The organism is Actinomadura madurae, from assembly GCF_900115095.1.
Taxonomy (GTDB): Bacteria; Actinomycetota; Actinomycetes; order Streptosporangiales; family Streptosporangiaceae; genus Spirillospora; species Spirillospora madurae.
Genome location: NZ_FOVH01000002.1, coordinates 215,326 through 235,126, shown reverse-complemented (window position 1 = coordinate 235,126; position 19,801 = coordinate 215,326). Strand labels below are relative to the sequence as shown.

The following is a 19,801-nucleotide window of genomic DNA, read 5'->3' as shown; positions in this document are numbered from 1 at the left end:
CAATCACTCCTGGTACGTGGCGACCGCACCGGGTGGTTGCGTCCAAAAACGGTCCGTATAACCGGTGGCACGCAGGGGAGGCTCTTGAGGGTTCAGCCTAGGCGCGTGCGGACCACCAAGTCGTGAAGGGCGCGGTGGTTCGCGGGCGCTTCGGGAAGGGAACTTCGGTCGCGCTCGTCCTCCAGCAGGGCCGTGAGCGCGGCGACGTCGTCCCGCAGGCGGGGCGGGCCGGGCGCGTCCCGCGGCGGCGCGCCGTGCTCGGCGGCCCGCTTGGCCTCGACGAGGTCGGGAAGGTAGGGCGGTCCGCCGGCGAGCCGCGTCAGGTCGGCCTCGACCTCGCCCGTCCGCATCAGGTGGACGCCCGTCAGCAGCACCCGGAAGGTGTAGAGCAGCGGCTTCAGCTCGCCGGACTTCTCGAACAGCCTCCACTGGTTCCGCGCGAACCCCAGGTAGTGGTGCGCGTGGTGGAAGGTGACCAGCCCGGGGACCAGGGCCCGCAGCTCCTCGTGCACCGGGGAGGTGGCCACGACGAGCGGCGACATGACCTGCTCCAGAACGTATCCGTTGCGCCGCAGGAGCAGCGTGCAGAACTTCGCCAGGTCGTGGGTGACGGCGTCGGCCTCGACGCCGGCGTGGTCCCACATCAGCGAGACGGTGTCCTGGCCCGGTTCCAGCCCGACGATCTCCTCCAGGGGCAGCAGGTGGACGCCGCGCAGGTCGACGTCGGAATCCCGGGAGGGGAAGCCGTACAGGTGCGCGCCGCTCACCGTGAGGAACGCGCGGGGGTACGGGTGGTCGGCGGCGAAGCGGTCGATCATGCCTTCGGGGAGGTTCACCACGTCACGCTCCTGCGTCGGACGGAGATCAGCAGTTCCTCGACCGTGGCGCGGTCGGGTTCGGGCGGCAGGGGGCCGCGGGCCGTGGCCTCCTCCAGGTCGGCGGTGAGGGAGGCGCGCCACGCCTCGATCTCGTCCCAGCCGACCTCGCCCCGGCGGACGGCGAGGAGGCGGTCGCGCAGGCCGCCGACGTCCACGCGCGGCTCGCCGTGCCGGACGAGGTGCACGCCGCTCTCCAGCAGGCGCAGCATGTGCATGACGTGCTTCCAGCGCGGGACGCCGCCGTTGCGCAAGTCGCCTTCCAGTTTGCGGAACTGCGCCTGGGCGTAGCGGAGGAATGTGCGGTGCGCGTGCCGCGACAGGAAGGCGGACCGGACGGCCAGCAGCTCCTCCCCCACCGGCGTCACCCGCTCGACCAGCGGCGACCACAGGCACTCCAGGACGGTCGGGTTCGCGGCCAGCGCCAGCTCGCAGAAGCGCTCCAGCTCCCAGGAGAACTGCTCGGGCAGCGGGCCGTCCACGTGGGTGGGCGGTTTGGTGAAACGCCAGAACAGAGGGGCCGGCGCGGCGTAGACGCCGCGCCGGTCGACGTCGCTGGCATCGGTCGCCAGCCCGTAGGCTCGCGAGCCGGACACCACCGACAGGATCGTGTGGTCGCGGACGAGGCCGAGGGCCGCGGCGCGGTCGGGTTCGGTCACGGAGGAAGCCTCGCGCAGCGCCTCCGGGCGTGTCGACCGGATTGCCGACGGCCCGCAAAGGGTTACAGATCGGCCACGGACTTGCTGAAAGTTTCTGCAAGAGGTTTACGGGGCTGAAACGCGTTGCTAACGTCCCCGTCCAGCCACCCCATCTCGTGACCTGCGGGGCGCCGGCCGGACGGCGCGCCCCGCGAAGGAGGACACCATGCGGCGCATCCCCCCGATCGGCGGCGCCCCTCTGGCTGGAGGCCTCATCTGCGCCGCCCTCGCGCTCTCGCTCTCCGCCTGCGGCGGCGATGACGGCGGCTCCGCGGGCGGCACGGGCGCGGCGAGCCTGCAGGGCCGCGGTCCGATCACCTTCGTCACCGGCAAGGACCGCTCGGGCTACCTCCAGAAGCAGCTGGACGGCTGGAACGCCGAGCACCCGAAGGAGCAGGTCCGCCTCATCGAGCTGCCGGACGAGCCGAACGAGCAGCGGCAGCAGATGATCCAGAACGCGACCACCAAGTCGGACGCCTACTCGGTGCTCAACCTCGACGTGGTGTGGACGGCGGAGTTCGCCGCGAACCGGTGGCTGACGCAGCTCCCCAAGCATCAGATCGACTTGTCGAAGATGCTGCCCGCGACCGTCACCACCGGGCAGTACCGCGGCAAGCTTTACGCCGTGCCGTCCACGTCCGACGCGGGGATGCTCTACTACCGCGAGGACCTGCTCAAGAAGGCCGGGATCGCCGAGCCCCCGAAGACCTACGACGAGATGTGGGCCGCCTGCGACAAGGTCCGGAAGCTGCCCGAGGGCGAGGACGTCGACTGCTTCTTCACCGAGGTCAACAAGACCGAGAGCATGACGATCAGCGCGGTCGAGGCGATCGCGAGCGCCGGCGGCTCGATCATCGGCGCCGACGGCAAGCCTTCGCTGACCACACCGCAGGCCAAGCAGGGCGTCGAGTTCCTCGTGAAGGCCAAGAAGGAGCACATGCCGAAGGAGGCCGTCACCCTCGACACCGAGGGCGGGCGCCGCTACTTCCAGTCCGGGAGGCTGCTCTTCCAGCGGCAGTGGCCCTACCAGTACGCCCTCGCGAACTCCGACGACGGCTCGTCCAAGGTCGCGGGCAAGTTCGCGGTCGCGCCGCTGCCGGGCCCGTCCGGCCCCGGCGTCGCCAACCTCGGCGGCCACAACCTCGCGATCTCCGCGTTCGCCGAGAACAAGGCCACCTCGCTCGACTTCATCCGGTACCTGGCCGGTGAGCAGTCGCAGCGCGCCAACCTGATCGCGACGTCGAAGGCGCCGACCATCGCCGCGCTGTACGACGACCCGGAGATGGTGAAGAAGTTCCCCTATCTGCCCGTCCTCAAGGAGGCCATCGCGAACGCCAAGCCGCGTCCGGTCGCGGTGAAGTACGGCGACGTGACAGCCGCCGTCCAGGGCGAGATGTACGACGCGGTGACCGGCAAGAAGTCCGTGGAACAGGCCCTGGCCGATCTGCAGTCCAAGCTCCGGCCGCTGACCGCGCAGTGAGCGGCATGACCACCACGCGAAACCAGAGGCCGTCCGCCGCGGGCACCCCCGCGGCGGGCGCGCCGCGCGGGCGCCGGCGCGACGTGCAGGGGACGAAACGGCTCGCGGCGCTGCTGCTGTCCCCCACGCTGCTCGTGCTCGCGCTGGTCATCGGCTACCCCGTCCTCGCCGGGTTCCGCGAGTCGCTGTACGCGCGCGGCGAGGGGCTGGACGCCGAAGGGTTCGTCGTGGAGGGCGACCGGTTCGTCGGCCTCGACAACTACACCGCCATCTTCCAGGGCGACCGCGCCGGCGCGTTCTGGAACGCCTTCGGCAACACGACGTTCTTCACGCTGACCACGGTCGTGCTGGAGACGGTGATCGGCGTCGCGATGGCGCTGATCATGCACCGGGCGTTCCGGGGGCGGGCGATCGTGCGGGCGAGCATCCTCGTCCCGTGGGCGGTCCCGACCGCGATCTCCGGCCTGCTGTGGCGGTGGATCTTCCAGGCGGACGGCGCCGCCAACGCGGTGCTGCGCCAGGAGATCCTGTGGACCGCCGACGGGTTCCCCGCCAAGACGGCCGTCGTCATCGCCGAGGTGTGGAAGACCTCGCCGTTCATCGGGCTGCTCGTCCTCGCCGGCCTGCAGATGATCCCCCGGGACGTCTACGAGGCGGCGCGGGTGGACGGCGCCGGCCCGGTCCAGCAGTTCTGGCGGATCACGCTGCCGCTGGTCAAGCCCGCGCTGCTGGTCGCCGTGCTGTTCCGGATGCTGGACGTGCTGCGCATGTTCGACCTGCCCGCCGTGCTGATCGGCGTCAACCAGAGGTCGGTCGAGACGCTGACGATGATCGCCTGGTTCGAGGCGTCCAACCTGCGGTACGGGTCGGCGGCGGCGTACGCGACCGTCCTGTTCCTGTACATCGCGCTGATCGCGTACCTGTTCGTGAAGCTGCTCGGCGCCGACATCATCGGCGAGGCCCGCCAGCACACCAGGCGCGAACGCAGGAGCAGGCCGGTGAAGGGCACGAGGAGGGCCGCATGACGCGGGCGAAGCGGTTCCTGTCCTACTTCGGATTCGCGGCGGTGGCGGTGTACTGCCTGGCGCCGTTCTACTGGATGGCGGTCTCGGCGTTCCGCCGCCCGCAGGACCAGTTCGACAACTCGATCGTCCCGGCGCGGTGGTCCGGGGAGAACTTCTCCGCGGTGTTCTCCGGCGACAACGGGTTCGGGCGCGCGCTGCTGAACAGCGTGATCGTCGCCGGCACCACCACCGTGCTGACGCTGCTGATCGGCACGTTCACCGCGTACGCCCTCGCCCGGCTGCACTTCCGGTTCAAGAACGCGGTGCTCGGGCTCATCGTCGCCACGACGATGTTCCCGGGAATCTCCCAGCTCGTTCCCCTGCTGAAGCTCTTCACCGACATCAAGTGGATCAACACCTACCAGGCGATGGTGCTGCCCAGCCTCGGATTCGCGCTGCCGCTGTCGGTCTGGCTGCTCACGGCGTTCTTCCGGCAGCTGCCGTTCGAGCTGGAGCAGGCGGCCATGGTGGACGGCTGCACCCGCGGCCAGGCGTTCCGCAAGATCATCATCCCGCTGGCGGCGCCCGGGGTGTTCACCACGGCGATCCTGACGTTCATCGCCGCGTGGAACGAGTTCCTCATCGCGCTGTCCATGGTCAACAAGAAGGAGATGCAGACCGCCACGGTCGCGATCTCCAAGTTCACCGGCGTCTCCGGGTTCGACCAGCCGTTCGGCACCCAGATGGCCGCCGGGGTGGTCGTGACCGTCCCGCTCATCGTCGTGGTGCTGGTGTTCCAGCGCCGGATCGTCGCCGGCCTCACCGCCGGCGGCGTCAAGTAGCTCCTGACGGCTCCCGATTCGAAGGATGTTCATGACCCAGGACACCCTGCTCGTCCCCGCCGGCGGCGGCACCGCCGGCGGGACCCGCTGGTGGCGCGACGCCGTCATCTACCAGGTGTACGTGCGCAGCTTCGCCGACTCCGGCGGCGACGGCGTCGGCGACCTGCCCGGCGTCCGGTCGCGGCTGCCGTACCTTGCGGACCTCGGCGTGGACGCGCTGTGGCTGACCCCGTTCTACGTCTCCCCGATGGCCGACTTCGGCTACGACGTGGCCGACTACCGCGACGTCGACCCGCTGTTCGGCACGCTCGCCGACGCCCGGGGCCTGATCGCCGACGCGCACGCCCACGGACTGCGGATCATCGTGGACGTGGTGCCGAACCACACCTCCGACCGGCACGCCTGGTTCCAGGCCGCGCTCGCCGCGGCCCCGGGATCCGCCGAACGCGCCCGCTACGTCTTCCGCGACGGCCGGGGCCCGGACGGCGCCGAACCGCCGAACGACTGGGAGTCGGTGTTCGGCGGCCCGGCCTGGACGCGGCTGCCGGACGGCCAGTGGTACCTGCACCTGTTCGCGTCCCGGCAGCCCGACCTGAACTGGGAGAACCCCGAGGTCCACGCCGAGTTCGCGGACATCCTGAAGTTCTGGCTCGACCTCGGCGTGGACGGGTTCCGCGTCGACGTCGCGCACGGCATGGCCAAGGCCCCCGGCCTGCCGGACGTCGGCCACGCCGACCAGGTGGAGATGCTCGGCACGGCCGTCCTGCCGTACTTCGACCAGGACTCCGTCCACGACATCCACCGCGAATGGCGCCGGCTGCTCGACTCCTACGACGGCGAGCGGATCGCCGTGGCGGAGGCGTGGGCGCCCACCCCCGAGCGGCTCGCCGACTACACCCGCCCGGACGAGCTGCACCAGGCCTTCAACTTCCACTACCTGACCGCGCCCTGGGAGGCGTCCGGGATGCGGGAGGTGATCGACGAGTCGCTCCGCGCCGCCGGGGCGGTCGGCGCGCCCGCGACCTGGGTGCTGTCCAACCACGACGTGAAACGGCACGTCACCCGGTACGGCGGCGGCGAGCGGGGGCTGCGGCGCGCCCGCGCGGCGGCGCTGCTGACCCTCGCGCTGCCCGGCTCGGCCTACGTCTACCAGGGCGAGGAACTGGGCCTGCCGGAGGTGCTCGACCTGCCGGAGGAGTACCAGCGGGACCCGCAGCGGCTGCGCGGGGAGGGCGCGGGCCGCGACGGCTGCCGCGTCCCGCTGCCGTGGGAGGGCGAGGAGCCGCCGTTCGGCTTCGGCGCGGGCGCGTCCTGGCTCCCGATCCCCACCGCGTGGCGCGACCTGACCGTCACCGCGCAGCGCGACGACCCCGGCTCCGTGCTCGCCCTCTACCACGAGGCGCTGCGCGTCCGGCGCGAGCACCCGGCGCTCGGCGACGGCGGGCTGCGCTGGCTGGCGGGCCCACCGGGCACACTGGTCTTCGTCCGGGAGGCCGGCGGCGGGGAACGGCGGCTCGCCTGCGCGGTCAACATGGGCGACCGCGCCGCGCCCGTCCCCGTGCCCGGGACGCCGCTCCTCGCGAGCGGACCGGTCCACATGGACGGCGAACAGGCCGAACTGCCCCCGGACACCGCACTGTGGTGGGACGTCGAGGAGCGATAATTTGAAACCCATGACGACACGCCTGGCGGACATCGCGGCGCACGCCGGGGTGAGCGAGGCGACCGTGAGCCGCGTGCTCAACGGCAAGCCGGGCGTGTCCCCGGGCACCCGCCAGGCGGTGCTGACCGCCCTGGACGTGCTCGGCTACGAGCGCCCGGCCCGGCTGCGCCAGCAGCGGGCCGGGCTGATCGGGCTGATCATCCCCGAGCTGACCAACCCGATCTTCCCGGCGTTCGCCGAGGTCATCGAGAGCGCGCTCGCCCGGCACGGGTACATGGCGGTGCTGTGCTCGCAGGCGCCGGGCGGCGTCGCCGAGGACGACTACATCGAGATGCTGCTGGAGCGCGGCGTCGCCGGGATCATCTTCGTCAACGGCCTGCACGCCAACGCCAACTCCGACCGCGCCCGCTACGCGCGGCTGCTGGAGCAGGCGCTGCCGATCGTCCTGGTGAACGGGTACCGGCCCGACATCGACGCGCCGTACATCTCCAACGACGACGTCGCGTCGCTGGAGGCGATCGTCGCGCATCTGGCCGCAATGGGCCACCGGCGGATCGGGCTCGCGATCGGGCAGGACGTCTACGTCCCGACGCGGCGCAAGACCGAGGGCTTCCGGCGCGGGATGGCGGCGCACACCGACCTGGCGCCGGAGGAGGTCGACGAGCTGATCGTCAACACCATGTACACGGTCGAGGGCGGGCAGGCCGCGGCGGCGAAGCTGCTCGACGCGGGCTGCACGGCGATCTGCGGCGGCAACGACATCATGGCGCTCGGCGCGATCCGGGCCGCGCGGGCGCGCGGCCTCCGGGTGCCCGCGGACGTGTCGGTGACCGGGATGGACGACTCGCTCCTCACCGCCTACCTCGACCCGCCGCTGACCACCATCCGGCAGTCGGTGCGGGAGATGTCGATGGCCGCGGTGAGCACCGTCCTGGACGAGATCCGCGGGGCCCGCGCACCCCGCACGGAGCTGCTCTACCGGCCGGAACTCGTCGTCCGGCGGTCCACGGCGCCGGCCCCGGCGGCGGCCCGGCTGACCCCCGTCACGGAGGGCTGACCGGGGGCCGGCGAGGGGCCGGCCGGCCGCCGGGCGCGCGCCGGCCGGGCTCCCGCCGGAGCCAGGTTCTTGTAACGGTTGTGTTGCGGCGCATTGACAGTGAGCCGGGTCACGGTCTTTCCTTCGTGGGAGCGCTCCCACACACCTGCACAACACAACCTGAGAGGGGTCCGCGATGAGGGCCATCATGCGGCGCGGACTGAGTACGGCGATGGCGGCCGTGCTCGTCGGCGGCCTCGCCGTCGCCTGCGGCGGGGACGACAACGACGACGGCGGCTCCGAAAGCGGGCCGGTCGAGCTCACCGTCGACGTCTTCGGCGAGCCGGGATACGACGCGCTCTACAAGCAGTACGAGCAGTCCCACCCCAACGTGAAGATCAAGCAGCGCAAGGTCTCGACGCTGGACGAGTACAAGCCGCGCATCCAGCAGTGGATGGCCACCGGCAGCGGGGCGGGCGACGTCGTCATGCTGGAGGAGGGCATCCTGCCGCTCTACATGCAGCAGAAGGCGAAGTTCGTCAACCTCTTCGACCACGGCGGCAAGGATCTGGAGAAGAACTTCCTGCCGTGGAAGTGGCAGATGGGCGTCACCCCGGACGGCAAGCAGCTCATCGGCCTCGGCACCGACGTGGGCCCGCTCGCCATGTGCTACCGCAAGGACCTGTTCGAGAAGGCGGACCTGCCGACCGAGCGCGGGGAGGTCGGCAAGCTGTGGCCGACCTGGGACGCGTTCCTCGCCACCGGGCAGAAGTTCCAGCAGCAGGTGCCCGGCAGCAAGTGGCTGGACGGCCCGACCGCCGTCTTCCGCGCCACCGTCCTGCAGAACGCCGGCGCCGGCCCCGGCTACAGCTTCTTCGACAAGAGCGACAACCTCGTGTTCGAGAGCAACCCCGCGGTGCGGCAGGCGTTCGACACGTCGCTGAAGTTCGCGCAGAACAAGCTCACCGCCGACATGTCGATCTTCACGCCGCCGTGGCAGACGGCGCTGAAGCGCGACACGTTCGCGACGCTGCCGTGTCCGTCCTGGATGCTCGGGGGCATCGAGGAGTTCTCGGGTGACGCGGGCAAGGGCAAGTGGGACGTGGCGACCACGCCCGGCGGCTCCGGTTACTGGGGCGGGTCGTGGCTGGCCGTGCCGAAGCAGACCAAGCACGCGAAGGCCGCCGCCGAGCTGGCCAAGTTCCTGACCTCCCCCGAGGGCCAGGTGGGCGCGTTCAAGGCCGCCAACGTCTTCCCGTCCTCGCCGCAGGCCGCGCAGGACCCGGCGGTCGCGGGCGCGAAGAGCGCGTACTTCAACGACGCCCCGATCGGCCAGATCTTCGGGCAGCTCGTGGCCTCGGTGAAGCCGGTCCACCTCGGGCCGAAGAACGAGGACGTGCGGTCCGCGGTGGAGAACGTCCTGATCTCCGTGGGCCAGGGCAAGCAGAAGCCGGAGGACGCGTGGTCGAAGTCCGTCGAGGAGGCCGAGAAGGCCGCCCGGTGACCCCCCGGGCACGCTGACCACGGCGGCGGCGCCGCGCCGTCACCTCCCCGCCGGCGCCGCCGCCGTTCCCATCCTCTGCTCAGACCGTCCTCGGAAAGGAGGCGCACGACGATGACCACCGATCTGCGCCCCAGCCGGAACGGCCCGCCGCCCACGCCGGCGCAGGCCCGCCCGGCACCCCGCCGCACCTGGCGGGCCCGCCTGGCGCGGCTCGATGTGAAGGGCGCCCCCTATGCCTTCATCTCGCCGTTCTACATCGTCTTCCTGCTCTTCGGCGCGTTCCCGCTCGTCTACACGCTGTGGGTCTCCCTCCACGAGTGGGAGCTGGCGTCCGGCACGCGGGAGTTCATCGGCCTCGACAACTACGACTACCTGCTGACCGACGCCGACTTCTGGCACGCCACGGTCAACACCATCGGGATCTTCGCGGTCTCGACCGTCCCGCAGCTGCTGATCGCGCTGATGATCGCCAACGCGCTGAACCGGCGGATGCGGCTGCCGACCCTGTTCCGGATCGGGATGGTCGCGCCGCTGGTCACCTCGACCGCCGCCGTCGCGATCGTGTTCACCCAGATGTTCGACACCGACTGGGGCATGATCAACTGGGTGATCGGGCTGGTCGGCATCGACCCGATCAACTGGACGAGCAGCCGCGGCTGGTCCTGGATCGCCATCGCGATGATGGTCGACTGGCGCTGGACCGGCTACAACGCGCTGATCTACCTGGCCGCGATGCAGGCGATCCCGAAGGACCTGTACGAGGCCGCCGCGATCGACGGCGCGTCGCGCATCCGGCAGTTCTGGCAGATCACCGTGCCGATGCTGCGGCCCACGATCATCTTTACGGTGATCATCTCGACCATCGGCGGGCTCCAGCTGTTCACCGAGCCCGTGCTGTTCAGCGTCGGCACGCCGAACAAGATGGACGGCGGCGCGTCGCACCAGTTCCAGACGATCACGATGTACATGTACGACAACGCGTTCGGCCATGACCGGTACGGCTACGGCGCCACCGTCGCCTGGGCGCTGTTCGTGATGATCATCGTGTTCTCCCTGATCAACTTCCTGGCCGTGCGGCGCACCGGAGGCACCAAGTGACCACGCTCCTGGCCGGCCCGGGAGGCCGGCGCACCGACGCCAAGCACGCCGCCGCGCGTCCCGGCCGCTTCCGCGGCATGTGGAACGCCAGCCCGCTGACCTACATCACGCTGATCGTCGCGCTGGTGCTGTCGATCTTCCCGATCTACTGGATGATCATCGTGGCGACCCGCACCAACAGCGTGGTCGCCGACGTCCCGCCGCCGCTGCTCCCCGGCGGGCAGGGCGCCGACAACGTCGGACGGCTGTTCGACAACCCGGAGGCCTACTTCGCCAAGGGCCTGCTGAACTCCGCGATCGCCTCCGCCGCGGTGACGGTCTCCACGGTGTTCTTCGCCTCGCTGGCCGGGTTCGCCTTCGCCAAGCTGCGCTTCCGCGGCAAGAACGGGCTGATGCTGACGATCATCGCGACGATGATGATCCCGGTGCAGATGGGCATCATCCCGCTCTACATGATCATGGTGGAGCTGGGCTGGCAGAACCAGCTCCAGGCCGTCATCGTCCCGTTCCTCGTCACCGGGTTCGGCGTGTTCATGATGCGGCAGTACGCCGACCAGGCCGTCCCGGACGAGCTGATCGAGGCGGCCCGCGTCGACGGCTGCACCACGTTCGGCATCTACTGGCGCGTCGTGCTCCCCGCGCTGCGGCCCGCCGCGGGCGTCCTCGGGCTGTTCACGTTCATGCAGACCTGGAACGAGTTCATGTGGCCGCTCGCGGTGCTGAACCCCGACAACCCGACGGTGCAGCTGTCCATCAACAACCTGGCGAACGCGTACTTCAAGGACTACACGCTCATGTTCGCCGGGACCAGCGTGGCGATCCTGCCGCTCCTCATCGTGTTCATCGTGTTCGGCCGCCAGATCATCGGCGGAATCATGGAAGGTGCAGTGAAAGCGTGACCTCCCTACAGGACGACACCAGCGCGGCTCCCGCCGCACCCTTCCCGACCGGGTTCCGCTGGGGGGCCGCCACCGCCGCCTACCAGATCGAGGGCGCCGCGGGCGAGGGCGGACGCGGACCGTCCATCTGGGACACGTTCTGCCGCACCCCGGGCAAGGTCCTCGGCGGCGACAGCGGCGACGTCGCGGTCGACCACTACCACCGCTTCCCCGAGGACGTGGCGCTCATGTCCGGCCTCGGGCTGACCGCGTACCGGTTCTCGATCTCCTGGTCGCGGGTTCAGCCGACGGGTACCGGCGCTTTCAACCAGGAAGGCCTGGACTTCTACCGGCGGCTGGTGGACGCGCTGCTGGAGGCCGGCATCGAGCCCTGGCCGACGCTCTACCACTGGGACCTCCCGCAGCCCCTGGAGGACAAGGGCGGCTGGCCCGAGCGGGAGACCGCGCACCGGTTCGCCGAGTACGCGTCCCACGTGCACGCGGTGCTCGGCGACCGCGTCCGGCAGTGGATGACGGTCAACGAGCCGTGGTGCGCGGCGTTCCTCGGCTACGCGTCCGGGGAGCACGCGCCCGGGCGCCTCGACCCGCCGGCGTCGCTGCTGGCCGCGCACCACCTGATGCTCGGCCACGGGCTGGCCGTCGAGGCGATGCGGGCCCGGCACCCGGACAACCGGTTCGGCGCGGCCGTCAACCTGTACGCGGTGTCCCCCGCGACCGACGACCCCGCGGACGTGGACGCGGCGCGCCGCATCGACGGGCTGCAGAACCGGCTGTTCCTCGACCCGCTGCTGCTCGGCCGCTACCCCGAGGACGTCCTCACCGACACGGCCCGGTACGGGTTCGCGCCGCCGGACGCGGACACCGCGAAGATCAACCAGCCGATCGACCAGCTCGGCATCAACTACTACTCGCGGCACACCGTCGCCGGCACGCCCGGCGAGGCGGCGCAGACCGCGTCGTCGCCGTTCTCGACGCACTCCCCCTGGGTCGGCAGCGACCACGTCCGGTTCGTCCCGGCCGGCCGCCCGGTCACCGGGATGGGCTGGGAGATCGACGAGCGCGGCCTGTACGAGGTGCTGACCCGGCTGCACCGCGAGTACCCGTCCGTCCCGCTGTACATCACCGAGAACGGGGCGGGCTACGACGAGACGCCGGACGGCGATGGCACGGTCCAAGACGCGGGGCGCATCGCCTACCTCGACGCGCACCTGCGCGCGTGCCACGACGCCATCTCCGAGGGAGTGCCGCTTCACGGCTACTTCACCTGGTCCCTGCTGGATAATTTCGAGTGGGCTTGGGGCTACTCCAAGCGTTTCGGGCTGGTCCACGTCGATTACGCCACGCAGCGCCGGGTGCCCAAGGACAGCGCACGGTGGTACGCCGGGGTGATCCGGCGGGGCGGGCTGCCCGAACGCGGCTGACCGCGGGCGGGCGAGGTACGGACGGAGGGGGCCAGATGACGGGCAGGAGCACGCGCCCGACCCTGGAGGAGGTCGCGTCGCGGGCCGGCGTGGGCCGCGGGACGGTGTCCCGGGTGGTCAACGGCTCGCCGCGGGTCAGCCCGCAGGCCCGCGAGGCGGTGCTGAAGGCGATCGAGGAGCTCGGGTACGTCCCGAACCGCGCGGCGCGCACGCTCGTCACCCGCCGCACCGACACCGTGGCGCTGGTCGTCGCCGAGTCGGACCAGCGGCTGTTCGGCGAGCCGTACTTCGCCGGGATCATCCGCGGGATCAGCAACGGCCTCGGCGACACCGGGCTGCAGCTCCTGCTCGCCCTCGCCCGCTCCCCCGCCGAGTACGGCCGGCTGGAGGAGTACCTCACCACCCAGCACGTGGACGGGGTGCTCCTCACCTCCCTGCACGCCGAGGACCCGCTGCCCGCCAAGCTGGAGGCCAACGGCGTGCCGACCGTCCTCGGCGGCCGGCCGCCCGGCCTGCACCCGGTCAGCTACGTCGACGTCGACAACCGCAGCGGCGCCCGCGAGGCCGTCTCCCACCTCATCGCGGGCGGCCGGCGGCGCATCGCGACCATCGCCGGCCCGCAGGACATGGGGGTGGGCATCGACCGGCTGGCCGGCTACCGGGAGGCGCTCGGCGAGGCGGGCCTGCCCGAGTACGTCGAGTACGGCGACTTCGGCGAGGCCAGCGGCATCGCCGCCGCGGAGCGGCTGCTGGCCGCCGAGCCGGCCCTGGACGCGGTGTTCGCCGCGGACGACCCGATGGCGCTCGGCGCGATGCGCGTCCTGCACCGGCACGGCCGCGCCATCCCGGGCGACGTCGCGGTGATCGGCTTCGACGACTCGGCCGCCGCCCCGCTGGCCGACCCGCCGCTCAGCACCGTCCACCAGTCGCCGGAGGAGATGGGCCTGGAGATGGCCCGGCTGCTGGTCTCGCGGATCCGCGGCGAGACCGTCGAGGAGCCGGTGATCATCCTGCGGCCCCACCTGGTCCTGCGCGAGTCCGCCTGAGAACGTGCCGGTGAGGGGGCGGCGCCGCCCGTCGGCGCCCCTCAGCGGGCCCCCTCACCGGCGCCCTCGGGGAGACGCGGTCCGCGCCCTCCGCGTCCCCGGCCTATGATCATTGGCGGTCCGCCACGCCGAGGAGCTGACGTCCATGACCTACGAACCGACCGCCGCCGAGCTCGTCCACCTGAACCGCTGCGTCGAACTGGCCGCCGAGGCCCTGGAGGCCGCGGACGAGCCGTTCGGGACCGTGCTGGTGTCGGCGTCCGGCGAGGTCCTGTTCGAGGACCGCAACCGGACCGCGGACGGCGACCAGACCCGCCACCCCGAGTTCGAGGTGGCCCGCTGGGCGGCGCGGAACATGGCGCCCGAGGACCGGGCGGACGCCGTGGTGTTCACCTCCGGCGAGCACTGCCCGATGTGCTCGGCGGCGCACGGCTGGGTCGGGCTCGGCCGGATCGTCTACATCCACTCGTCCGCGCAGGTCTCCGCGTGGCGCTCCGAGCTCGGCGTGCCGCCCGGGCCGGTCAACGCGATCCCGATCCAGGAGGTCGTGCCGGGGATCCGGGTGGACGGGCCGGTCGCCGCCCTCGAAGCGGCGATGCGCGAACTGCACACCCGCGCCTGCTCCTAGGGCGGCGAGCGCCTAGCGCCCGGCCAGTGCCTCCAGCCTTGTGACGGCCGCCCGCCAGTCGAGGGGCAGCCGGCACCGCGTCGTGCGGTGCCCGCGGTAGGTGAGCGTGTAGGTGAAGTGGTCGGCGACCTCGCAGCCCCGCGTCGAGGACCGCGTCGTCGTCACCTGCCCCAGCGCCTCCCGCAGGCCGCGCATTTCCTCGTCCTTCAGCTTGACCTTTCTGTCGTTGACCAGAGCCGTGCCCGCGGCGTCGACGGTCACCTTTTCGCGAATTCCGGCGAAACCGCCGGAGCGCTCGTAGGCGACCAGCACATCCGGCCCGGTGAATGCCAGCATGGACGCTCCTTTTCATGCGGGCCGCCGGACAGCACCCCGCTCCCCATTCCGGCGGCCCGCGGTCTGTGGGTGGTTATCCGTCGAAAAGGATTCCGCCGGTGTCGCGCACCGCGGCGCACCGGTTGGGATACGTCCGCGCGAAATGGCGGGCGGCGCCGCGCCACGAGCCGTCCGCGGTCACCCTGACGGGCGCGTACTCCAGCGTGCAGGCCCCGGGCCTCGCGGGAACGCGCCCCACGTCGCCGTCCACGGCCTCCAGCTGGTCACAGGCCGCGGACGCCGCGCCGTGCGTCCCGCCGTCCGGGTCGCAGGACAGGCTCCACGTGCTGGTCGGACCGTGCTGCGGCGCCATGGTGAGCAGGTAGACGCCGACCGGTTCGGCCGCCTGCGCCGGTGTGGCCGAGGTGACGGCCGCCATCCCGGCCAGCACGGCCGCCCACCGGAAACGGGCACGCGACATGTGCATCTCTTCCTCCCTGGATTCGCCACCGCGATCTGCGGTATCGGCCGGCCGGACGCCGAATTGTGGTGGGCGCCCCGCCGCATCCAGACATTAGGTGCCGCAAACTCCCCCAAACAAGGCCGAACTCCGGCCCAACCTGGCCACCGGTTCACTCTTAAATCAAGTCTGCCCACCTGTGCAATGCCGATTGCCCGCACATTACCCCGACAATGTGATATTCGGGCGAACGGGCGCGTCGCTTACCAGGGATAGATTCCGCCGTTCTCGTTGAGGAAGGCCCCGCTCTCGGGGCGGGAGAGCTGCTCGGCGATGCAGGCGCCGCCCTCGTCCGCGGTGAGGACTCCGGTGTGGCCGTTGAGGTCGGTGGCGCAGAAGCCCGGTGAGAGCGCGTTGACCCTGATGCCGGAATCGCGGAGGGCGTTGGCGTAGATCAGCGTGACCGCGTTGAGGGCCGCCTTGGACGAGTTGTAGCCGAGCAGGTTCGCGTACTCGCCGAACTCCTCCTCCGGCTCGCTCAGGAACGCGAACGTGCCGAGGCCGCTGGAGACGTTGCCGATGCAGGCGGACGGCGACCGGCGGAGGAGCGGGAGCATCGCGTTGGTGACGGCGATGACGCCGAGCACGTTGGTCTCGTAGACCTCCCGCAGGGCGGTGACGGGCAGCTCGTCCGGTGGGCAGTGGCCGCCCTGGGCGATGGCGGCGTTGTTGACGAGGACGTCCAGGCGGCCGTAGCCGGCGTCGATCAGCTCGGCGGCGGCCGCGATGGTCGCGGGATCGGTCACGTCCAGCCGGACGAACCGGGCGTCCAGCCCCTGCTCGGACAGCCCGGCGGCGGCAGCGGTCCCGCGCTCCGGATCGCGGGCCCCGAGCAGAACCGTGTGCCCGGCCCGCGCCAGGGCGCCGGCCGTCCCGAGGCCGATGCCCTTGTTGGCACCGGTGATGAGGACGATCTTGTTGGTCGTGGTCATGGGGCCCACCCTCGCCGCCGGCGGGCGGTACCGGGAGAGCACCGTCGAGGCTGGTATCGGCGGTCCCATGGTGACCTCGCGGGTCCGCGGCCACACTGGAGGGGTGGAGCACAGAGACCGGGCGGAGCTGGCCGCCTTCCTGCGGCGGTGGCGGGCGCGGGTGCAGCCGTCCGAGGTCGGGCTGGAGCGGGGACGCCGCCGCACGCCCGGCCTGCGGCGGCAGGAGGTGGCGAACCTCGCCGGGATGTCGGTGGACTACTACGTCCGGCTCGAACAGGGCCGGGGACCGCGGCCGTCGAGGCAGATGCTCGCCGCGCTCGGGCGGGCGCTGCGGCTGACCGACGACGAGCGGTCCCACCTGCACTACCTGGCGGGTGAGATGCCCGGGCCGCCGTCCACGCCGGTGCGGGAGGTGCGGCCCGGCCTGCTGCACCTGCTGGACCGGCTGGACGACACGCCGGCGCTCGTCTGCGACGCCAAGTACGACATCCTCGCGTGGAACCCGATGGCCGCCGCCCTGCTCGGCGACTTCTCCGCGGTGCCCGAGCGCGAGCGCAACGTCGTGTGGCGGGCGTTCACCCGGCCGGAGAGCGATGACCGCATCGATGCCGCCGACGCCCGCCGCTTCGCCCGGGGGGCGGTGGCCGACCTGCGCGCGGTGGCCGCCCGCTACCCGCGGGATCCCGGCGTCCGCGATCTGGTCGAGCGGCTGCTCGCCGCGAGCGCCGAGTTCCGGGCGCTGTGGCACGAAGGGGACGTCCAGGTCAGGCACTCGACCCGCAAGCGGATCCACCATCCGGTGGTCGGCCGGCTCGATCTCGAATGCGAGGCGTTGCACGACCCGGCCTCTGACCAGTGGACCGTCTTCTACACGGCGGCCCCCGGTTCCGCCGCGTCCGAGGCGCTCCGGTCGCTGAGAGGGCTGGCCGCGAGCGGGTGACCCCGGCGCCGGAGAGCCGGGGTCATGCGCGGGTCAGGGGGCCGGGGCGCCTCCTCTCACGTTGGCGGCCGCCTTCAAGGAGACGCGGCCCGGCTTTGAGTCTTCTTCTGCGATGACGGCGAGGGTCACGGTGTTGTGGCCGCGCGGGCGGAGAACTCCCTCCGGAAGGGTGAAGTCGTGCTGGACCCCGCCGTTCACGTATTCGCCCATGTTCCAGCCGTTGATGAAGATGAGGGTTCGGTAGCGGCCGGTGCCAGGTTCGAAATGGAGGGTTACGGGGACGTCCTGGTCCTTCGGAAGGGCCAGGTGGGTTCTGGTGCTGTACCAGTGGACGCCTGGTCCTATGAGGTCGGCCGGTGATGTGGCGGACCAGGTCTTTGCGGGGGCGGACGGCAGGTGCCAGCCTTCTCGTTCGCCGTACAGGCCGCCCGTGTTCAGCGGGCCGCGCAGCGGATCGCTGATGCGGGTGCCCTGGATGCGCCAGGTGATCGGATTGGTCGTCACTTCGGCGTTGACCAGGCCGCGCGGCTGTTTCTGGCGGTAGTCGTCGGCGGTCCAGTCGTCGTTGTGGCCCATGTTCTCGACCAGGACGGAAAGGACGGCCTTCTCGCCCTTGGGAAGGGCGCCGGCGGGGATTTCAAAGGTCCCCGGGCCGGGATCGTCGTTGATGGGGGCGTCGGCGTCCTTCTGTTCGCCGCCGGCGGCCGAGCCCAGGTAGCGGCCGTTGAGCCAGACCTGGTAGATGCCTCCCTTTCCGGTGATGGCGTTGAGGTTGACCGTTGTCTCGTCGCCGGTCGCGGTGAAGTGGCCGCGGTACCAGACGTGGCCGTAGTGGAATCCGTAGTCGTCGGCGTAGAGGACGGGTGGCTTCTTCGGTTTGATCGGGCCGGCCGTGGTGGTGTGGTCGGCGGGTTTCCAGGACGAGTCGTCGAAGCCCGGGGACGACTCGGGGGCTCCTTCCTCGCCACGCCAGTGCTTCAGGGCGGGCAGCGTGATGGGGCGGGGACCCTTGGTCCGGGCCAGGAGCGTCCCGCTAGGGGTCGTCCTGGTGTGGAGCCGTTCGCCGTTGAGGGTGATGCGGCGGGCCGATGCGAAGACCTCGATGTCGCCTGTCTCGGCGACGTCGGCTCTAATCACCGCCGTGTCGTTCTTCGTTTCCGCCGAACGGACCAGATCGGTGCCCCGGACAAGCGTGTTCCCCGAACGCCAGAACTTGGCCGCTTCCGCCTCCGTGCCGAGAAGGAGCAGTAGGGGCCTACGGCCACCTCCCGTTATCTGGACGCGGGCCAATCCCTGATGGGTGTAGTCGAGCCTGAGGTTGCCGTTGGAGTAGGTGGGCTTCACCGAGCCGCTGAGGACCTTGACGTCGGGCCGGGTGTTGTAGCGGAGGACGGTTGTTCCTTCGACCCCTTCGGTGCCGTAGAGGACTGCCATGTCTCGCCCGTTGGCGGTCGTGTGGGTGAGGAGTTCGGACGTCGATGCCGCGAGGCGCTGGCCGCCCATGTCATAGCCGGCGACGAGGATCTTGGCGTCGCGGCCCTTCAGGGTGACCGGAACGTCGTAGGTGCCGTCCGGTGTGTTCCAGGCGAGGTTCGCGGATTGGTCGTCGTCGGTCTTCCGGTCGGCGTGCCGGACGAGGACGAATTGCGTTCCGGTGTCGGGGTTGGCCCGCGCCTCGGTGTGGACGGAGGAATTGCCGGACGCGGGGGCCGCCGCCGGATCGGTCTTCGCGAGCGGTGCGACGGTGGTGACGAAGAGGCCCTGGCGTTTGAACTCGTCGTACTTGGCGGTGAGCCGCCGGTTCTCGGTGATGGGCGCGCCGTAGTCGTAAGACGTGTAGACGTCGTTCGGCTGGGCGAGCCGTCCCCAGTTCGTCCCGCCGAAGGCCATGTAGTAGCCGAACATCGTGGCGCCCGAGGTGATGAGGTTCGACTTGTAGTAGACCTTCATGTAGTTCGGGCCGGTGAGTTCGCGGCATTTCTCGTAGCCGGCGCGGTTCAGGTCGATGGCGCCGGCCTGGTATTCGGCGGCGTAGGCGGGGGCGTCCGGGCTCAGGCGTTCGGTGACGCCCTCTCCCCACGTTCCCCAGGTGTCGGGGTCGCGGCATTCGAAGGCCTGCGGATAGTCGTCCACGCCGGGTATCTGCACGGCTCCCCGGCCGGTCGCCCAGGTGGGCGTCCAGGACGCGTCGCAGCATTGGTTATGGCTGATGGGAACGTCGATTCCATGGGCGCGGGCCTGACGCTGGAGGTCCTCCATATAGGCCGGGTCGGTGTTGGCGGCGTACTCGTTCTCGGCGTTGTAGACGATGACCGATCCGCCACGCGTGACCTGGTGACGGGCGATGATCGGGTCGATTCGGGCGAGCCATTCCCGGTAGGCGCGGGTGTAGTTCGGGTCGCTGGAACGGGCGCGTCCCGGGACGGTCTTCAGCCACGCGGGAAAGCCGCCGCCGGTGGTCTCGGCGTTGATGTACGGGCCGGGACGCGCGACGACGTAGAGGCCGATCTTCTCGGTCAGGCGGAGGAGCCGGTCGACGTCCCTGACGCCGGTGAAGTCGTATTTCCCAGGGGCCGGTGAGTGGTAGGCCCAGTCGAAATAGAGCGACACTCCGTTGAATCCGGCGGCCTTGATCTTTTCCAGGACGTCCCGCCAGAGGACCGGGCTGGGGAGCCGGAAGTAGTGGAATTCGCCCGACCACAGCAGGACGCGCCGCCCGTCCACGGTGAGCGAATGGCGGTCGTAGGCGACGTGATGTGCCGCGGCCCCGGCCGGCGGAGCGGGAGCCGGGGCGAAGAGGAGCGCGGCGGCGGTGAACAGGGCGGCCGCGGCGGCGAGGGGGGCGGCGAGTTTGCTGTTGGCACGCATGGGTGGCGTCCTTTGCAGCGGACCGGCCCGCC

General features: G+C 71.0%; 18 protein-coding genes. 12 read left to right on the top strand and 6 right to left on the bottom strand.

Annotated elements, in window-relative coordinates:
• Positions 1–92: 92 nt before the first annotated feature.
• Positions 93–836: a nucleotidyltransferase domain-containing protein gene (locus BM339_RS06875; protein ID WP_256255237.1), complete on the bottom strand. Its 744-nt coding sequence runs from the start codon at positions 834–836 to the stop codon at positions 93–95.
• Positions 833–1,534, bottom strand: a complete 702-nt coding sequence (locus BM339_RS06870) for a nucleotidyltransferase domain-containing protein (RefSeq protein ID WP_075020272.1) — start codon at positions 1,532–1,534, stop codon at positions 833–835. Before BM339_RS06870 ends, BM339_RS06875 begins: the two co-directional genes overlap by 4 nt.
• A gap of 205 nt (positions 1,535–1,739) precedes the next feature.
• On the opposite strand from BM339_RS06870, the gene BM339_RS06865 reads away from it, so the two are divergent.
• From BM339_RS06865 to BM339_RS06815, 11 genes are all read left to right on the top strand, one after another.
• Entirely contained in the window at positions 1,740–3,053 is a 1,314-nt protein-coding gene (locus BM339_RS06865; protein WP_075020271.1) for an ABC transporter substrate-binding protein, read from the top strand.
• Between the two features lie 5 nt (positions 3,054–3,058).
• Complete coding sequence (locus BM339_RS06860) at positions 3,059–4,078, top strand: carbohydrate ABC transporter permease (RefSeq protein WP_083597360.1); 1,020 nt, start codon at positions 3,059–3,061, stop codon at positions 4,076–4,078.
• The gene (locus tag BM339_RS06855; protein ID WP_021597788.1) at positions 4,075–4,899 is read left to right on the top strand and encodes a carbohydrate ABC transporter permease; all 825 of its coding nucleotides are present in this window, start codon (positions 4,075–4,077) and stop codon (positions 4,897–4,899) included. Before BM339_RS06860 ends, BM339_RS06855 begins: the two co-directional genes overlap by 4 nt.
• A gap of 31 nt (positions 4,900–4,930) precedes the next feature.
• A complete protein-coding gene (locus tag BM339_RS06850; protein ID WP_021597789.1) occupies positions 4,931–6,562 on the top strand; it encodes a glycoside hydrolase family 13 protein in 1,632 nt (543 codons plus the stop codon).
• Positions 6,563–6,572: 10 nt separating this feature from the next.
• Positions 6,573–7,619 carry a LacI family DNA-binding transcriptional regulator gene (locus tag BM339_RS06845; RefSeq protein WP_024935074.1) on the top strand — a complete coding sequence of 349 codons (1,047 nt, stop codon included), beginning with the start codon at positions 6,573–6,575 and terminating at the stop codon, positions 7,617–7,619.
• 187 nt (positions 7,620–7,806) lie between these two features.
• A complete protein-coding gene (locus BM339_RS06840) occupies positions 7,807–9,102 on the top strand; it encodes an ABC transporter substrate-binding protein (RefSeq protein WP_235206398.1) in 1,296 nt (431 codons plus the stop codon).
• A 111-nt stretch (positions 9,103–9,213) separates the two neighbouring features.
• Positions 9,214–10,200, top strand: coding sequence for a carbohydrate ABC transporter permease (locus BM339_RS06835; protein ID WP_021595657.1), 987 nt, complete (start codon positions 9,214–9,216; stop codon positions 10,198–10,200).
• Between the two features lie 77 nt (positions 10,201–10,277).
• Entirely contained in the window at positions 10,278–11,099 is an 822-nt protein-coding gene (locus tag BM339_RS06830) for a carbohydrate ABC transporter permease (protein ID WP_033331439.1), read from the top strand.
• Complete coding sequence (locus tag BM339_RS06825) at positions 11,096–12,520, top strand: GH1 family beta-glucosidase (RefSeq protein WP_075020270.1); 1,425 nt, start codon at positions 11,096–11,098, stop codon at positions 12,518–12,520. Before BM339_RS06830 ends, BM339_RS06825 begins: the two co-directional genes overlap by 4 nt.
• A 35-nt stretch (positions 12,521–12,555) precedes the next feature.
• Positions 12,556–13,566 (top strand): LacI family DNA-binding transcriptional regulator, encoded by a 1,011-nt coding sequence (locus tag BM339_RS06820; protein ID WP_021595654.1) that lies wholly within the window; start codon positions 12,556–12,558, stop codon positions 13,564–13,566.
• A gap of 145 nt (positions 13,567–13,711) precedes the next feature.
• Positions 13,712–14,194, top strand: a complete 483-nt coding sequence (locus BM339_RS06815) for a tRNA-specific adenosine deaminase (RefSeq protein WP_033331437.1) — start codon at positions 13,712–13,714, stop codon at positions 14,192–14,194.
• A 12-nt stretch (positions 14,195–14,206) separates the two neighbouring features.
• Here BM339_RS06815 and BM339_RS06810 read toward each other — a convergent pair whose 3' ends face one another.
• From BM339_RS06810 to BM339_RS06800, 3 genes are all read right to left on the bottom strand, one after another.
• Positions 14,207–14,530 (bottom strand): protealysin inhibitor emfourin, encoded by a 324-nt coding sequence (locus tag BM339_RS06810; RefSeq protein WP_075020269.1) that lies wholly within the window; start codon positions 14,528–14,530, stop codon positions 14,207–14,209.
• A gap of 73 nt (positions 14,531–14,603) precedes the next feature.
• Complete coding sequence (locus BM339_RS06805; RefSeq protein WP_083597359.1) at positions 14,604–14,996, bottom strand: SSI family serine proteinase inhibitor; 393 nt, start codon at positions 14,994–14,996, stop codon at positions 14,604–14,606.
• A gap of 236 nt (positions 14,997–15,232) precedes the next feature.
• On the bottom strand, positions 15,233–15,961 hold the full coding sequence (locus BM339_RS06800) for an SDR family NAD(P)-dependent oxidoreductase (protein ID WP_075020585.1): 729 nt from the start codon (positions 15,959–15,961) through the stop codon (positions 15,233–15,235).
• On the opposite strand from BM339_RS06800, the gene BM339_RS06795 reads away from it, so the two are divergent.
• Entirely contained in the window at positions 15,954–16,901 is a 948-nt protein-coding gene (locus BM339_RS06795; RefSeq protein ID WP_337959904.1) for a helix-turn-helix transcriptional regulator, read from the top strand. The two genes, BM339_RS06800 and BM339_RS06795, sit on opposite strands and share 8 nt — an antisense overlap.
• A gap of 33 nt (positions 16,902–16,934) precedes the next feature.
• Here the strand turns inward: BM339_RS06795 and BM339_RS06790 are convergent, their stop codons facing one another.
• On the bottom strand, positions 16,935–19,769 hold the full coding sequence (locus BM339_RS06790; RefSeq protein ID WP_075020268.1) for a beta-galactosidase: 2,835 nt from the start codon (positions 19,767–19,769) through the stop codon (positions 16,935–16,937).
• Between the last annotated feature and the right edge of the window lie 32 nt (positions 19,770–19,801).

Coding starts and splice junctions, on each gene's coding strand:
- BM339_RS06865 (WP_075020271.1), top strand. CDS start 1,740: ATGCGGCGCATCCCCCCGATCGGCGGCGCCCCTCTGGCTGGAGGCCTC.
- BM339_RS06860 (WP_083597360.1), top strand. CDS start 3,059: ATGACCACCACGCGAAACCAGAGGCCGTCCGCCGCGGGCACCCCCGCG.
- BM339_RS06855 (WP_021597788.1), top strand. CDS start 4,075: ATGACGCGGGCGAAGCGGTTCCTGTCCTACTTCGGATTCGCGGCGGTG.
- BM339_RS06850 (WP_021597789.1), top strand. CDS start 4,931: ATGACCCAGGACACCCTGCTCGTCCCCGCCGGCGGCGGCACCGCCGGC.
- BM339_RS06845 (WP_024935074.1), top strand. CDS start 6,573: ATGACGACACGCCTGGCGGACATCGCGGCGCACGCCGGGGTGAGCGAG.
- BM339_RS06840 (WP_235206398.1), top strand. CDS start 7,807: ATGCGGCGCGGACTGAGTACGGCGATGGCGGCCGTGCTCGTCGGCGGC.
- BM339_RS06835 (WP_021595657.1), top strand. CDS start 9,214: ATGACCACCGATCTGCGCCCCAGCCGGAACGGCCCGCCGCCCACGCCG.
- BM339_RS06830 (WP_033331439.1), top strand. CDS start 10,278: ATGTGGAACGCCAGCCCGCTGACCTACATCACGCTGATCGTCGCGCTG.
- BM339_RS06820 (WP_021595654.1), top strand. CDS start 12,556: ATGACGGGCAGGAGCACGCGCCCGACCCTGGAGGAGGTCGCGTCGCGG.
- BM339_RS06815 (WP_033331437.1), top strand. CDS start 13,712: ATGACCTACGAACCGACCGCCGCCGAGCTCGTCCACCTGAACCGCTGC.
- BM339_RS06810 (WP_075020269.1), bottom strand. CDS start 14,530: ATGCTGGCATTCACCGGGCCGGATGTGCTGGTCGCCTACGAGCGCTCC.
- BM339_RS06805 (WP_083597359.1), bottom strand. CDS start 14,996: ATGCACATGTCGCGTGCCCGTTTCCGGTGGGCGGCCGTGCTGGCCGGG.
- BM339_RS06800 (WP_075020585.1), bottom strand. CDS start 15,961: ATGACCACGACCAACAAGATCGTCCTCATCACCGGTGCCAACAAGGGC.
- BM339_RS06790 (WP_075020268.1), bottom strand. CDS start 19,769: ATGCGTGCCAACAGCAAACTCGCCGCCCCCCTCGCCGCCGCGGCCGCC.